This window comes from Nocardia sp. NPDC059228 (assembly GCF_042754245.1).
Classification (GTDB): Bacteria; Actinomycetota; Actinomycetes; order Mycobacteriales; family Mycobacteriaceae; genus Nocardia.
This window is the reverse complement of record NZ_JBHZAL010000004.1, coordinates 24,593-39,191: the sequence shown is the minus strand read 5'-3', so window position 1 is coordinate 39,191 and position 14,599 is coordinate 24,593. Positions and strand designations below refer to the sequence as shown.

Below are 14,599 nucleotides of genomic sequence, written 5' to 3'. Positions count from 1 at the left end.
TCTCCTTGTACGTGTAGGTTTTTTGTGGTTTTTTGTTTGTGCTTATTTTTTTTTAATACCTCGCGCTGCGGCCCCCACCTGTTCGGCGGCCCCGGGGCCCCGCTTCACTGTTCGACGGTCAGTCGCCGATCACTCGGCGTACGCGTCCAGCGGCGGGCACGAGCACACCAGATTGCGGTCGCCGTAGGCGCCGTCGATGCGGCGCACCGAGGGCCACACCTTGGCCCGGGCATGCTTCACGCCCATCGGGTAGACGGCGAGTTCGCGGCTGTAGGGGTGATCCCATTCGCCCACCAGGCATTCCGCGGTGTGCGGCGCACCGCGCAGCGGGTTGTCCTCGACCGGCCAGACCCCGGCCTCGACCTGGTCGATCTCACCCTTGATGGCGATCATGGCGGTGATGAAAGCGTCCAGCTCTTCGAGGTTCTCGCTCTCGGTGGGCTCCACCATGAGGGTGCCCGCGACCGGGAAGCTCATGGTCGGGGCGTGGAAGCCGTAGTCCGCCAGGCGCTTGGCCACATCGTCGACGGTGACGCCGGTGCGCTTGGTGATCTCGCGCAGATCCAGGATGCACTCGTGGGCGACCATGCCGTTGTCGCCGGTGTAGAGCACCGGGAAGTGCGGATCCAGCTTGCGCGCAATGTAATTGGCCGAGGCGATGGCGGTCAGGGTGGCGCGGCGCAGGCCGTCGGCGCCCATCATGCGGATGTAGGCCCAGGTGATCGGCAGGATCGAGGCCGAGCCGTACATGGCCGCCGACACCGCGTGCGAACCCTTGTCGAGGGGATCGCCCGGCAGGTACTGCGCCAGGTGCTCGCGCACCGCGACCGGGCCCACGCCCGGGCCGCCGCCGCCGTGCGGGATGCAGAAGGTCTTGTGCAGGTTCAGGTGGCTGACATCGCCGCCGAACTTGCCCGGACGGGCCAGTCCGACAAGGGCATTGAGGTTCGCGCCGTCCACGTACACCTGGCCGCCGGCCTCGTGCACCAGCCCGCACAGCTCGGCCACCTCGTGCTCGTACACGCCGTGGGTGGACGGGTAGGTGATCATGATGCAGGCCAGCCGCTCGGCGTGGTCGGCGATCTTGGCACGCAGATCGTCGAGGTCGATATCGCCGTTGGGGCGGGTCTTCACGACCTCCACCCGCATGCCCACCATGGCGGCGGAGGCGGCATTGGTGCCGTGCGCGCTGGAGGGGATCAGGCAGGTGTCCCGGTGCGAGTCACCGCGATCCAGGTGGTAGCGGCGAATGGCCAGCAGACCCGCGTACTCGCCCTGGCTACCGGCATTGGGCTGCAAGGAAACCCGGTCGTAGCCGGTGACCGCGCACAGCCAGCCCTCCAGGTCCTCGATCAGCTTGATCAGGCCCGGGGCGTCCTCGACGGGGGCGTAGGGGTGCACCCGGTTGAAGCCCGGCCAGGTGATGGACTCCATCTCCGCGGCCGCGTTCAGCTTCATGGTGCAGGAGCCGAGCGGAATCATGCTGCGGTCCAGGGCGATGTCCTTGTCCGACAGCGCGCGCAGGTAGCGCAGCATGGCGGTCTCGGTGCGGTACCTGGTGAACGCGGGCGCGGTCAGGTACTCCGAGGTGCGGACCTCGATGTGCGGGCGCTGCTTGCCGTGGAAGAGCGCGCCCTCCGGGCCGACCGGGATCTCCGCGCCGAAGCAGTCCAGCACGTCGACGATGTGGGCGTCGGTGGTGACCTCGTCGCAGGCGATCGCCACATGGTCGGCATCGACCAGCCGCAGGTTGATCCCGCGACCCTTCGCCTTGGTCACAATGGATTCCGCGCCCGCGGGCACGTTCACCAGCACGGTGTCGAAGAAGGTCTGGTGAACCACCGCGTCGCCGAGTCCGGCGGCCAGCCACTGGGCGTGGCCGTGCACCCGGCGCGCGAGCGAGCGCAGCCCGTCCGCGCCGTGATACGAGGCGTACATGGCGGCCAGGATGGCCAGCAGCACCTGCGCGGTGCAGATGTTCGAGGTCGCCTTCTCGCGGCGAATGTGCTGCTCACGGGTCTGCAGGGCGAGCCGGTAGGCCAGGTTGCCGTCCGCGTCCACGGAGACGCCGACCAGGCGGCCCGGCAGCTGACGCGCGTGCGCGCTGTGCACCGCGAGGTAGCCGGCGTGCGGCCCGCCGAAGCCCAGCGGCACGCCGAAGCGCTGCGTGGTGCCGAAACAGGCGTCCGCGCCCTGCTCGCCCGGCGGCGTAATCAGCGTCAGCGCAAGCAGATCCGCGCCGACCGCCACCAGCGCGCCCCGCGCGTGCGCGGCCTCGATGACCGGCGCCCAGTCCACGATCCGGCCGGACGCGCCCGGCTGCTGCACGATCACGCCGAAGAAGTCGCCCTCGGGCAGTTCCCCGCCCGCCAGGTCGGCCTCGACGATCTCGATGCCCAGCGGCTGGGCCCGGGTGTAGAGCAGCGTCCGGGTCTGCGGGAACAGATCGGTGTCGATGAGCAGCCGCTCGGACTTGCTCTTGCGGTTGGCCCGCTGCAGCAGCGTCATGGCCTCGGCCGCCGCGGTGGCCTCGTCCAGCATGGAGGCGTTGGCGACCTCCATGGCGGTCAGGTCGGCGACCATGGTCTGGAAGTTCAGCAGCGCCTCGAGGCGGCCCTGGCTGATCTCCGGCTGGTAGGGCGTGTACGCCGTGTACCAGGCCGGATTCTCGACGAGATTGCGCAGCAGCACCGGCGGGGTGAGGGTGTCGTAGTAGCCCAGCCCGATCATGGAGGTGGCCACGGTATTCGAATTCGCCAGCGCCGCAAGCTCGGCGAGCGCCTCGTGCTCGGAGAGCGCGGCGGGCAGCGCGTTGAGCCCATTGCCCTCGGGCGCGTCCAGGATGCCGGCCGGCACGGCCCGGGTGGCGAGTTCGTCCATCGACTCGACGCCCACGGTCTCGAGGATGCGGCCGGTCTCGCCGCTGTCGGGGCCGATGTGGCGGTCGGCGAAGGAACGAGTCCAGATCACGGCTGCTCTCCAAAGGGGTGGGCGGGGGTCGGCCCGGCGGCCGACGTGTCGTCTGCCCTCCCCCTCTGTCCTCGATGCCTGAGAGATTCGGACCCCGGCCTTGCGGCCGTTGACCTTTCACCATGGGCGGGTGACACGAGGTCACCACTTTCCAGAGGCGTCGAAACTCCGCACGGTCCCTGGTGCCTGAGAGATTGACGGGGAGGTGCTGCTCCTTCGGCGTCCGAGACTATCCCGGAACTCTCCCGCACGGCTGCGACGCACTGTCAGTCTAAGCGGCGCCAGGTTACAAGAATGTTGCCTGGGCAGGTTTCAGACTGTGGCGCAGTCCGAAAGGCCTGCCCCGGATACCCGAAACGCGCGCCGCAAGAAGCGACGCGCGTCCGGAAAAGGGTGCCTAGCCGGTCTTGCTCATGCGGGCCTTGCGGCGGAAGGACAGCTCGTCCTCGGGACGGTCCGAGGTGGTCGCGGTCTCGGCGCGCTCGGCCGGGAAGTTGGCGATCGCTCCGGTGAGTTCGCGCATGGCGCCGCTGACGGCGATGCCGAACACGCCCTGGCCACCCTGCAGTAAATCGACCACCTCTTCGGCGGAGGAGCACTCGTAGACGGTGGTGCCGTCGGAGAAGAGGGTGATCCCGGCGAGGTCTTCGACGCCCCGGCTGCGCAGGTGATCCACGGCGATGCGGATGTTCTGCAGCGAGATGCCGGCGTCGAGGAGCCGCTTGACGATCTTCAGGACCAGGATGTCCTTGAACGAGTACAGGCGCTGGCTGCCGGATCCGGTGGCACTGCGGATGGACGGGACGACCAGTCCGGTGCGGGCCCAGTAATCGAGCTGGCGGTAGGTGATGCCGGCCACCTGGCAAGCGCTGGGCACGCGGTAGCCGACGAGTTCGTCGGGCACCGTGTCATCGGGGAACAGCCCTGGCTGCACCACATCCTGAGGTTGCGGTTGATCTCCCACTGACTACTCCCTTACTGCTTACCTATCAGGGCTCGGGCTCTGTCAATCGACTCTGGAGCGTTGGCCTAACAATCGAGGCTACTCCCCTGATTGTCGCGGCAGAATCGGCACCGGCAAAGCTTGATCAGCCGCGTGTTTTTAACCCTAAACCTGAGGTAGAGACCCTGTTTCGTCCCGTTTGGAGATCATTACCAGGTCAGGAACTGGTCAGCTGTCCGTGGCCTTGAAATCGTCGGGAGATACCGATTCGAGGAACTCCTTGAACTTCTCGACCTCGTCCTCGCGCTCGTCCGGCATGACCAGTCCGGCCTCTTCCAGCACCGGCTCCTCGGCATAGATCGGGCAGCCCACCCGCAGCGCGATCGCCACCGAATCCGAGGGCCGCGCGGAGATGCGCAGATCGTTCTCGAAGACCAGATCGGCGTAGAAGGTGCCCTCCTGCAGATCCACGATCCGCACCTCTTTGAGGGTGTGCCCGAGCTCCTTGATCAGAATCTTGATCAGATCGTGGGTCAGCGGGCGGATGGGCGTGACGCCCTCCTGCTCCAGCACGATCGCGGTGGCCTCGGCCTGGCCGATCCAAATGGGTAGATAGCGGTCGCCGGAGACCTCTCGGAGCAACAGCACGGGCTGATTCTGTGGTTGTTCGACACGGATGCCGATCACACGCATTTCGCTCATCGCACTGCCTCCCAAGATCCTCACCGGCCGCCCAACCCGGCTGTAATACCGAGTCTAGGCGAAGAATTCAGCCCCCGAGGGAAGCGCGCACAGAGGTCTTCACCAGGCAGGTGTGCAGAGTCAGCGACAATGCCGCCAACTCGCGGACCGTCTCCTCGGCCCGGGCGCGGGCATCCGCGTCACGACTCTTGGCGATCGGCGCCGCGATCTGCGCGACCATGGCGGCCTCGCGATCGGCGGCCAGTTTGAAGGCGCGCAGATGCCTTGCCTCCAAACCGAATTCGCTCAGAGCCTGGGCGGTGCGGGCCAGCGTGACGGCGTCGCCGTCGAAATAGCCTGCGGCACCGGGGGTAATGAGGTTGGCGCGAATCAGCTCGGTCAGGAACTTCTCGTCGATGCCCGCCTGCTCGAGCAGATCCGCCCGGGTGATCCGGATTTCGTGGTCGAACCGGAGCTCCTCGGGCGATACCTCACCGGGCACGGCGGTCAGCCGCCGCAGGCGGCCGCCTCCATTGGGCGACAGACCATCTCTCGCGTCGGGCCCAGGTCTGGAATCGGGCACGGCCCCTCCCACGGCGTTCGCCCGGGCCCGGGCCTCCCGGACCCCGAGCGTCGCCGCCCCACTGTCGATCGCTTCGAGCTGTTCCTTGATCACCTTCAACGGCAGGTACTGATCCCGCTGCGCGGTCAGCACGAAGCGCAGGCGCTCGACGTCCGCCACATGAAAGCGGCGGTACCCCGAGGGCGTGCGCTCCGGGCTGATCAGGCCCTCCGACTCCAGGAATCGGATCTTGGAGATGGTGATGTCCGGAAAATCCGGACGCAGGAGATCCAGCACGGAGCCGATCGACATGCCTCCGCGCGTCCACTGCGCTGCGCCAGTCATTCCGCTCGGTCCTATAGACCCGAGTCGCTCGTCGCCGGTCGCGGTCCCGTCAGGAAGACGAGACGGAACTTGCCGATCTGGACCTCGTCACCGTTCTGCAGCTCCGAGGAATCCACCGGCTCCCGGTTGACGTAGGTGCCGTTGAGGCTGCCCACATCGACGACCTGGAAGGTGTCGTCGTCCTGGCGGAATTCCGCGTGACGCCGGCTGACGGTGACATCGTCCAGGAAGATGTCGCTGTCGGGATGGCGTCCCGCCGAGGTGGTCGGCTGGTCGAGCAGGAAGCGCGAGCCGGCGTTCGGACCACGCTTGACCACCAGCAGGGCCGCGCCCGCGGGCAGGCCCTCCACTCCCTGCACCGGCTGCTCGCCGGTCTGCTCGGTGCGCGACGTGTCGACCTCGTTCAGGAAGTCGGCACGGAACACCGAAGTGGTCTCTGCTGCCGTTTCCTGGTAACCCGGGTCCTTGTTCTCGCTCACCCTTGCTCTCCTCCTCGAACCGAATAATCCATGCAAGCAGTTGATGCCCTCAGCGATGCGGCACTCCGGCCACTCCCCGCTTCGGGTAGGTCCGGATAATCCGGACACCGGCTGCGCGCACTTCTGTTGGCATTGACCGTACCCTGCCAGGGCGTACCCGTGCAGGTAGAACTGTGAAGGCTCCTTCAGCCTCCGATAACTCCTTGATAACCTGCGGCATCGAGGAGCTTTCCGAGTGCCGCTTCGAGCGCCTCGGCGGACTCCGCCTCGACCTCGAAGAGCCACCCGTCGCCGTAGGCGTCGGAGTTGACCGTCTCGGGTTCGGCATCCAGAAGATCGTTCACCGCAACGACTTTCCCGGCCAGCGGGGCGTAGATGTCGGACACACTCTTGGTGGATTCGATCTCGGCGATGCTGTCACCGCTCGCCACGTCGGAGTCCACCGCGGGCAGCTGCACGAACACGACGTCACCCAGCTGCGACTGCGCGTAATCGGTGATACCCACCCGCACCCGGGTCGGACCCACTTTGCTCACCCACTCGTGCTCTTCGGAGTAGCGCAAATCCTCGGGTACTGCGGTCACTGGCAGTGTCCTTTCAACGGGCGTTCCTCTCGGGATCGTCGTCGATCCGTCCGCCGCACACCCTATCGGGAGTGATCATGATGTGGCACGGGCGGTATCGCTCGGGCCACGGCGACGGCTTTGCGGAGATACAGGATTCCGGTCCAGACGTAGACCGCCGTGCCCCAGATCAAGAATGCCCCACCGAAAGCGCGGCCGAAACCCGCCGCCGCCCAGTCCATCTGCCCCGCCAGCAGCCAGGGCAGCGCGGACATCAGCGCGAAGGTGGCCGCCTTGCCCAGGTAGATGACCTCGGGCGGGGGGAGGTTGCGGCGCCGGTAGATGCCGAGGGTGAGGGTCAGGATCGCGTCGCGGCCGACCAGGATCAGCACCACCCACCAGGGCAGGATGCCGCGAATCAGGAAGCCGCCCAGGGTCGCCAGCAGATAGAGGCGGTCCACCAGCGGGTCGAGGATGGCGCCCAGTTTGGACGACTGATCCAGCAGGCGGGCCAGCTTGCCGTCCAGGAAGTCGGTGATGCCGCTGAGAACCAGCAGCGTGAAGGCCCAGCCGTCGGCTTTCTCGGCGAGCAGCAGCCACAGGAAAACCGGGACGCCGATCAACCGGATCACGCTGAGCACGTTGGGCACGGTGAGGATGCGGTCGCTGTAGACCGGTTCGGCGTTCCGCTCGGTTGTCACAACCCGGTCATACCCCAATCGCTGCGCCATCTCCATCCGGGCACGCCGCCGCGCCGCCGCCGGAGCCAACCGATATGTTCGCTGTCATACTCACCCGGTGAGAGAATGACATCAGTATTTTCTCATCGTATTGGAGGGGTGCGAATTCGCGGGGCGTGCTGCGGTTCGGGCCCCAGTGGTGAAGGCTGATCGGTACAGCCCAGGGAGAGGAAAGACCATGCCCGACTTCGACTATGACGTCGTCGTTATCGGCTCCGGGTTCGGGGGGAGCGTGAGCGCGCTGCGCCTGAGCGAGAAGGGCTACCGGGTGGCCGTGCTGGAATCCGGCCGCCGCTGGAACGCCGAGGACATCCCCAGGACGAACTGGAATGTGCGCAAGTCGATCTGGGCCCCGCGGCTGGGGCTGACCGGCACCCAGCGCATCAGCATTCTGGGCAAGTGCGCGGTGTTCTCGGCGGCGGGCGTGGGCGGCGGGTCGCTGATCTACGGCAACACCCTCTACGAGCCGCTGCCGGCCTTCTACACCGACCGGCAGTGGGCCCACATCACCGACTGGCGCTCGGAGCTCGCGCCGTACTACGACCAGGCGCAGCGCATGCTGGGCGTGGCCCCGAATCCGCGCATGACCCCGGCCGACGACGTGATCCGTTCGGTCGCAGAGGATCTGGGCGTGGCCGACACCTTCCACGCCACCAATGTGGGCGTGTTCTTCAACGAGGCCGCGCCGGGCGAGGAGGTGGACGACCCGTACTTCGGCGGTGCGGGGCCGAGGCGCGCCGGCTGCATCCACTGCGCGCGCTGCTTCACCGGCTGCCCGCACAACGCCAAGAACACGACGCCCAAGAACTACCTGTACCTGGCCGAGCGGGCCGGCGCGCACGTGTTCGAACTGACCACGGCCACCAAGGTGCGGCCCATGACCGGCGGCGGCTACGCCATCGAGACACAGCGCTCGGATCGCTGGATCCGCAAGGGGCGCAAGGTGTTCACCGCCGAGCAGGTGGTGTTCGCGGCGGCCGCGCTGGGCACCCAGAAGCTGCTGCACAAGATGCGGGACGAGGGTGTGCTGCCGAACCTGTCGCCGCGGCTGGGCGAGCTGACCCGCTCCAACTCCGAGGCCATCCTGAACGTGGTGAGCAAGGCGCGCGACGACTTCGCCGAGGGCATCGCCATCACCTCCTCGATCCATCCCGAGCCCGACACCCATGTCGAGGTGTGCCACTACGGCAAGGGCCAGAACGGCCTGTTCCCGCTGTCGGTGCCGCTGGTGGACGGCGGCGCGTTCCGGTTCCTGCGCTTCCTGCTGGCCATGCTGCTGCACCCGGTGGTGTTCGCGCGCAGTCTCAATGCCCGGCGGGCGTCGGAGAAGTCGGTCATCCTGCTGGTCATGCAGTCGCTGGACAACTCGCTGACCTCGTTCCGGCGCTGGGGGCAGCTGAAGACCAAACAGGGCATGGGCAAGCCGAATCCGACCTGGATCCCGCTCGCGCACGATGTCGGCCGCCGCTTCGGGGCGAAGGTCGACGGCGACGTGCAGATGCTGGCCATGGACGTGTTCAACATCCCGGCCACCGCCCACTACATCGGCGGCTGCGTCATCGGGGAGGGCCCGGAAAGCGGTGTGGTGGACCCCTATCAGCGCGTGTACGGCCATCCGGGTCTACATGTCGCCGACGGCTCGGCGGTGACGGCGAACCTGGGCGTGAACCCGTCGCTGACCATCACCGCCCAGGCCGAGCGCGCAATGGCGTTCTGGCCCAACCGAAACGAGGCCGATCCCCGGCCCGAGCTGGGCGCCGCGTATCGTCGGATCCGCCCCGTCGCGCCCAAGCACGCGGTGGTGCCGGACTTCGCGCCCGGCGCGTTGCGACTTCCCCTGTTCCCGAACGATCACGAGCTCTCCGCGAACTGAGCGCGGCGGCGTGCCCGGCGGTAATTTGGGGTGTTGTGCCCGTACCATTTCCCGGTATCGATCGACGAGGAAGGTGAGAGCCGATGCTCGTCCGAGTGCAGAACGCCGCCGGCGGCCACGCCGAGAAGGTGCTCATCGATTGGCTGCGAACCTGGAAGGGCAGCACCGATCCCAAGGGCGTCGCCACCGTCAATTGCAGTCTGTTCCACGGCGATAAGCTGCATCCGTTCGACGCGGTGGTGTGGACGCCGACCAGCTGTGTGGTGATCGAGGCCGAGACGCTGTCGGAGCGCATGGACGGCGAGCTCGAGGTTCCGGTCAACGGCCCCTGGCGGGTCGGCGACCGGATCATCACCTTCGAGGGCGGCGACAAGCGCAGTCCACTGGACAAGTCCCGCGATCACACTTTCGCACTGCAGAACTGGCTGGCCGAACGGGGACTCGGGCAGCGCGTCATCCACGGCATCGTGCTGGTGGTGCCGGCGCCCGGTTCGAACCTGCGGGTCACCCAGCTGTGGAACGATCCCAGCTTCCAGGTGCTGCTGGGCGACGAGCGGCGGCTGCGCGACCACTTCACCAGCCTGCTCTCGCGGGGGCGGCCGCAGTGGTCGGCCAATGACGTGGCCTGGGCGTTCCGCGGTCTGGGCATCCTGCCGTATCTGCCCGCGCCGCAGGATCTGCTGAACGAGGGCTTCCTGGGCCCGGTGGATCCGACGCTGTGGCACGGCGGTCCGCAGCAGGCCCAGGCCGAGGCCTTCGCCGAGGAGCAGGCGCGGCTGGAGCGCGAGCACGCGTCGGCGCGCGGTCTGAACATCCCCGAGCCGTGGTTCAGCCCGCGCAAGCTCTACCCGCGCCGCAGCGACCGGATCGAAGTGACCCGCGGGCTCATGCGGGTGATGCTGACGCTCGGCTTCCTGGTGGCTGTGCTGTGGGTGGTGTGGTTCATCATCGCGGGGGCGGCGTCGTATTAGACAGCGCGGCAACCGGTGTAGCCGTGAAGTAGCGGAACGGTAGGTAGAGGGCGGTCACGAGCGCGACAGCGGCCGCTGTTCCGCCCAGGACATCGGTCGGATGGTGGTATCCGAAGCCGACCATGCCGATCATGACGGCCGGCAGCACCACCACCATGACGATCACCGTGCCGGTCCGCACGCGGGCGGATTCGGCCACCAGCGCGAAGGCGGTGACGACCGCGACCAGCTGGACGGTGTGCCCGCTGGGGTAGGCGAGATAGTGGTCGAGCCTGCGGTCCCAGAACGGTTTGAGCGCAAAGGTATTGACGGCCACCACCAGCTCGGGGGCCACCAGGGCGAATCCGGCCTGCCACCATTGGCGGCGGTAGGCGAACCATGCCGCAAAGGCGCACAGCAGTGGCAGGACCACATAACTGTTACTGGGAAACACCAGGACTCGATACACCCACGTGTGCGCGTCCAGCCCCGAGTGGATATCGCGCTCCAGCACCAGATCCGCGCTCGTCGACCCGCCGCTCGCCGGAAACGACAGCGGCACAAGCACAGTGACGATGACCCCCGCCAGCACGATGGCGGGCAGGGCGGCTCGGCGTATCCGGTGATCCGGCGGGGTAGGGGCGGGCGCGGTCGATCGAGTCACGGCTGCACGATACCGACGGCCCGCCCGTGCCTCAGGATCGGCGCTCGACCAGCATGCGCCGCAGCAGCCCGTCGCGCGGCCCGATCGCATGCCACAACACCGCGACGCCCTTGGCATGGTCGCGCGTCGCGGACGGTGCCGATGATCAGCCCGACCGTGCTGTCGCGGCTGCGGGGGCACGGCTCGGCACGGGTTCGGGCCAGGGCGAGACGGCCTTGGTGAGGCGGGTCGTGTGTGGAATCTCTCAATGATGCACGGAGGCACTAGGATTCAGCTGCGACGGCGACCGGGGTCAGCCGAGCATGGCGGCGCGCAGCATGCCCTCCGGCACGCCGAGTCCCTCGATCAGGGTGAGCGCCTGCGGCCGAAGCCGATCGACGAGTTCGTTGACACCGCGGCGCACCGCCTTGGCCCGCTCCACGGACATGAACCGGTGCATGATGTACCAGGCCTGGTTCTGCTCGATGGTCCAGTAGACGTAGAGGTCGCAGACGGAATCGGCGAGGGCGCGCGCGTCCGGGTCCTCGATCTCCGCGATGCCGTCGATGAAGGCCTCCAGCACCAACCGCTCGATGTGCGCGGTGCCGGCGGCGAGGATGTGGTCCTGGGCATTGTTGAACGCCTCGAAGGGCCCGGTCTCCTTGGCGCGGGCCTGGAGCCGGTGCGCGGCGGTGCGGACCATGTAGTCCTCGCGATCGGCGAACAGCTGCAACTGGACCGACCGCCGGGACAGGTCGGCCTCGTCGACGGATTCGTCGCCGCGGTCGCGCAGACGCTGGATCATCTGCCGCACACCGGATCGCTCGCGCACCACATCGCGCGCCATGGTGGCCGCGAAGCGCACCCAGCCGAGGGCGTCGAGGTCGCGCACCTCATCGGCGTAGGCAGTCAGCAAGTCCTTGGCCACCAGCTGGGTCAGGACCACGTTGTCACCTTCGAAGGTCGTGAACACATCGGTGTCGGCCTTGAGGGTGACCAGGCGGTTCTCGGTGAGATAGCCTGCGCCGCCGCAGGCTTCGCGGCATTCCTGGATCGCCTGGGTGGCGTGGCGGGTCTGGGCGACCTTGAGTCCGGCGGCGCGGTTCTCCAGGGCGCGCTGGGCGCGCGGGTCGGTGGTCTGGCCGGTCTGCACCAGGTGCATGCGGTGCACGAGATCGTTCTGCGCGAAAGCCAGTGCGTAGGAACGCGCTACGAGCGGCAGCAAACGGCGCTGATGGCTGCGGTAGTCCAGCAGCACCGTCTCCTCGCCGGTGTCGGGGTCGGCGAACTGGCGGCGCTGCTCGGCGTAGCGGACGGCGATGCCGAGCGCGACCCGCGTGGCCGCCGAGGCCGCGCCGCCGACACTGATCCGGCCGCGCACGAGGGTGCCGAGGGTGGTGAAGAAGCGGCGGCTGGGGTTCTCGATCTCGGAGCTGTAGGTGCCGTCCGGTGCGACGTCGGCATAGCGGTTGAGCAGGTTCTCCCGCGGAATCCGCACCTGGTCGAACAGGATTCGGCCGTTGTCGACGCCCGGCAGGCCGCCCTTGAGACCACAGTCGGAGGTGGTCACCCCGGGTAGGTCGCTGCCCGCCTCGTCGCGGATGGGCACCAGGAAGCAGTGCACGCCCTGGCTCTCGCCGCCGGTGATCAGCTGCGCGAAAACCGCTGCCATGCGGGCGTGTTCGGCCGCGCCGCCGATGTAGTCCTTGCGGGCCGAGTCGGTCGGGCTGTGGACCACGAATTCCCGGGTCGCCGGATCGTAGGTGGCGGTGGTCTCCAGGTTGGCGACATCGCTGCCGTGCCCGGTCTCGGTCATGGCGAAGCAGCCGAGCAGGCGCAGCGGAATCAGTTCGTCGATGTACTCGCGGTGGCGCTCGGTGCCCAGATTTTCGACCGCACCGCCGAAAAGACCCCACTGCACACCGCTTTTCACCCACAGCGACAGGTCGGTGTAGGCCAGCATCTCCAGCGCGGTGACCACCGCGCCCGGGTCACCCGGGCTGCCGTCCGGGTGCCGGAAGCCGCCCTCGACCCAGCCGAAGGAGGCGACCAGCTGCATCTGGTCCAGCACGCGCGCCCGCGCCGCCTTGATGTCGAGGGCGGGGTCACCGTAGAGGCGATCGTCGTCGAGGATGCCCCGCGCTCGTTCGCGCACATCGCGCCAGGGGCCGTCGAGTGCCGCGCGTAGCTCTTCCGAAATCGAAACGCCGCTCGTCGCCATACTCGAAAACACTACTGCCATCGAACTGCTCAACCTGGTGATCTCCCGCACCCGTGTACGTTTCTGTATGTGAGCACCGATGTGGCTATCGAGGCGGAGGCGCCTTCCGGGCTACGCGCCCGGTGGCGCCGGATGCTGACCGGCGCGGTGGGCCGCTTGGTCGCGGAACGCCGCGCGACCGTCGACGCGGTGGTCGAAGCGCCCGCTCCGGTCCAGCCGATCGACGTCACCGACGACGCGACGGTCACCGAGGTGATGGATCTGGCCGAGCGGGTGGGCGAGGTGGTGCTGGCGTCCGGGACCGCGGTCATGGACACCACGACGCAGATCGAATTCATCGCCTCCACCTACGGGCTGTCCAAATGCGATATCGACGTCACCTACAACTCGATTCGTATCTCCGCCGACCGGGGACCGCGGCTGCCGCCGTACAGCACCATGCGCGTCGTGCATTACCGGTCGCTCGACTTCACCCGCCTCGCGGCCGCCGATCGGCTGACCCGCCGCATCCGCCGGGAACTGGTCCCGCCGCAGGAGGCGCTCGCGGCACTGGACGAGATCACGTCCGCGCCGCACCCGTACCCGCGGTGGCTCGCGACGGTCGGCTGGGCGGTCATGGCCGCGGCGGTGGCGCTGCTGCTCAATGGCGGCCTGCTCATCGCCCTGCTGAGCTTCGCCGCCACCACCATGATCGATCGCACCAACCGGATCCTGAATCGGCGCGGTCTGCCGTTCTTCTTCCAGCACATGGTGGGCGGCATCATCGCCACCGTGCCCGCGGTCCTGGTCTCCACCTTCGCCGAGAGCCTGCATCTGGACCCTTCGCTCATCATCGCCGCCGGAATCACGGTGCTGCTGGCCGGTTTACAGCTGGTCGGCGCGGTCGAGGACGCCATTACCGGCGCGCCGATCACCGCGTCGGCGCGCATGCTGGAAGTGATCATGATGACCGGCGGCATCATCGCCGGTATCGCGTTCACGCTGCGGGTGGCGGAGGTGTTCGGGGCGACGGTTCCGATCGCCGACATGACCTCGACCCGCGACCTGACCAACCTGCCCCTGAAGCTGTTCGCGGGCGCGCTCACCTCGGCGGCCTTCGCGCTCGCCTGCTATGCGGAGCGGCGCGCCGTCGCGGCGGCAGCGGTCAGCGGTGCGGCGGCCACGATCGTCTATCTGCTGGTCCAGCACTTCGGATTCGGCCCGATCGTGTCGTCGGGTGTGGCGGCCACGGTGGTGGGTCTGGCCGGTGGTCTGGTGGCGCGCCGCGCCCTGACTCCCCCGTTGGTGGTGGCGGTCGCGGGCATCACTCCCCTGCTCCCCGGTCTGCGCGTCTATCGCGGTCTCTACGCGTTGCTCAATGACGAATTGATCGTCGGGCTCAACCAATTGTTCAGTGCGTTCGCGGTCGGCCTGGCGCTGGCGGCCGGTGTGACCCTGGGTGAGTGGATCGCCCGCGATCTGCGCCGGCCCCGGATCGTGAAGCGCATGGGCTCGCTGCGCCGGCCACGGCTCAGCTCCGGGTGATCACAGCGCTCCGGGTGATCACAGCCCGGCGATCCGGCACGGCCTTTTCACCACGATCCATACTTGTTTTCTATCGCTAAATCACGTTCCGGAATTCACTTATTA

12 protein-coding genes and 1 riboswitch are annotated in these 14,599 nt (G+C 67.7%); of the genes, 3 read left to right on the top strand and 9 right to left on the bottom strand.

Annotation, left to right across the window (positions count from 1 at the left end):
* Positions 1–129 precede the first annotated feature (129 nt).
* The 7 genes from gcvP to ACFXKA_RS08380 all read right to left on the bottom strand — a co-directional run bounded on the left by gcvP (position 130) and on the right by ACFXKA_RS08380 (position 7,244).
* Positions 130–2,970: an aminomethyl-transferring glycine dehydrogenase gene (gene gcvP / locus ACFXKA_RS08410; RefSeq protein WP_379426651.1), complete on the bottom strand. Its 2,841-nt coding sequence runs from the start codon at positions 2,968–2,970 to the stop codon at positions 130–132.
* A 163-nt stretch (positions 2,971–3,133) separates the two neighbouring features.
* A riboswitch (glycine riboswitch) is annotated at positions 3,134–3,228 on the bottom strand.
* Positions 3,229–3,367: 139 nt separating this feature from the next.
* Positions 3,368–3,934 carry a MerR family transcriptional regulator gene (locus ACFXKA_RS08405; RefSeq protein ID WP_354850586.1) on the bottom strand — a complete coding sequence of 189 codons (567 nt, stop codon included), beginning with the start codon at positions 3,932–3,934 and terminating at the stop codon, positions 3,368–3,370.
* Positions 3,935–4,141: 207 nt separating this feature from the next.
* Entirely contained in the window at positions 4,142–4,615 is a 474-nt protein-coding gene (locus ACFXKA_RS08400) for a bifunctional nuclease family protein (RefSeq protein ID WP_040807814.1), read from the bottom strand.
* Positions 4,616–4,682: 67 nt separating this feature from the next.
* Complete coding sequence (locus tag ACFXKA_RS08395) at positions 4,683–5,468, bottom strand: MerR family transcriptional regulator (RefSeq protein ID WP_354850583.1); 786 nt, start codon at positions 5,466–5,468, stop codon at positions 4,683–4,685.
* Positions 5,469–5,512: 44 nt separating this feature from the next.
* Entirely contained in the window at positions 5,513–5,980 is a 468-nt protein-coding gene (garA, locus tag ACFXKA_RS08390; RefSeq protein ID WP_354850581.1) for a glycogen accumulation regulator GarA, read from the bottom strand.
* 185 nt (positions 5,981–6,165) lie between these two features.
* Positions 6,166–6,564 carry a glycine cleavage system protein GcvH gene (gene gcvH / locus ACFXKA_RS08385; RefSeq protein WP_364625017.1) on the bottom strand — a complete coding sequence of 133 codons (399 nt, stop codon included), beginning with the start codon at positions 6,562–6,564 and terminating at the stop codon, positions 6,166–6,168.
* A gap of 62 nt (positions 6,565–6,626) precedes the next feature.
* Positions 6,627–7,244, bottom strand: coding sequence for a CDP-alcohol phosphatidyltransferase family protein (locus ACFXKA_RS08380; RefSeq protein ID WP_354850575.1), 618 nt, complete (start codon positions 7,242–7,244; stop codon positions 6,627–6,629).
* Positions 7,245–7,461: 217 nt separating this feature from the next.
* Between ACFXKA_RS08380 and ACFXKA_RS08375 the strand changes: the two genes are divergently transcribed.
* Positions 7,462–9,156 (top strand): GMC family oxidoreductase, encoded by a 1,695-nt coding sequence (locus ACFXKA_RS08375; protein ID WP_354850572.1) that lies wholly within the window; start codon positions 7,462–7,464, stop codon positions 9,154–9,156.
* 83 nt (positions 9,157–9,239) lie between these two features.
* Positions 9,240–10,127, top strand: coding sequence for a nuclease-related domain-containing protein (locus ACFXKA_RS08370; RefSeq protein ID WP_379426650.1), 888 nt, complete (start codon positions 9,240–9,242; stop codon positions 10,125–10,127).
* Here the strand turns inward: ACFXKA_RS08370 and ACFXKA_RS08365 are convergent.
* Together ACFXKA_RS08365 and ACFXKA_RS08360 are read right to left on the bottom strand one after the other, a co-directional pair.
* On the bottom strand, positions 10,102–10,770 hold the full coding sequence (locus ACFXKA_RS08365) for a phosphatase PAP2 family protein (protein WP_379426649.1): 669 nt from the start codon (positions 10,768–10,770) through the stop codon (positions 10,102–10,104). The two genes, ACFXKA_RS08370 and ACFXKA_RS08365, sit on opposite strands and share 26 nt — an antisense overlap.
* Before the next feature lie 292 nt (positions 10,771–11,062).
* A complete protein-coding gene (locus tag ACFXKA_RS08360; RefSeq protein ID WP_379426648.1) occupies positions 11,063–12,970 on the bottom strand; it encodes an acyl-CoA dehydrogenase in 1,908 nt (635 codons plus the stop codon).
* A 132-nt stretch (positions 12,971–13,102) separates the two neighbouring features.
* Here ACFXKA_RS08360 and ACFXKA_RS08355 point away from each other — a divergent pair, with 132 nt between their 5' ends.
* A complete protein-coding gene (locus ACFXKA_RS08355; protein WP_354850598.1) occupies positions 13,103–14,494 on the top strand; it encodes a threonine/serine exporter family protein in 1,392 nt (463 codons plus the stop codon).
* Positions 14,495–14,599 lie beyond the last annotated feature (105 nt).

Coding starts and splice junctions, on each gene's coding strand:
- ACFXKA_RS08400 (WP_040807814.1), bottom strand. CDS start 4,615: ATGAGCGAAATGCGTGTGATCGGCATCCGTGTCGAACAACCACAGAAT.
- ACFXKA_RS08395 (WP_354850583.1), bottom strand. CDS start 5,468: ATGTCGATCGGCTCCGTGCTGGATCTCCTGCGTCCGGATTTTCCGGAC.
- ACFXKA_RS08375 (WP_354850572.1), top strand. CDS start 7,462: ATGCCCGACTTCGACTATGACGTCGTCGTTATCGGCTCCGGGTTCGGG.
- ACFXKA_RS08370 (WP_379426650.1), top strand. CDS start 9,240: ATGCTCGTCCGAGTGCAGAACGCCGCCGGCGGCCACGCCGAGAAGGTG.
- ACFXKA_RS08360 (WP_379426648.1), bottom strand. CDS start 12,970: ATGGCGACGAGCGGCGTTTCGATTTCGGAAGAGCTACGCGCGGCACTC.
- ACFXKA_RS08355 (WP_354850598.1), top strand. CDS start 13,103: ATGCTGACCGGCGCGGTGGGCCGCTTGGTCGCGGAACGCCGCGCGACC.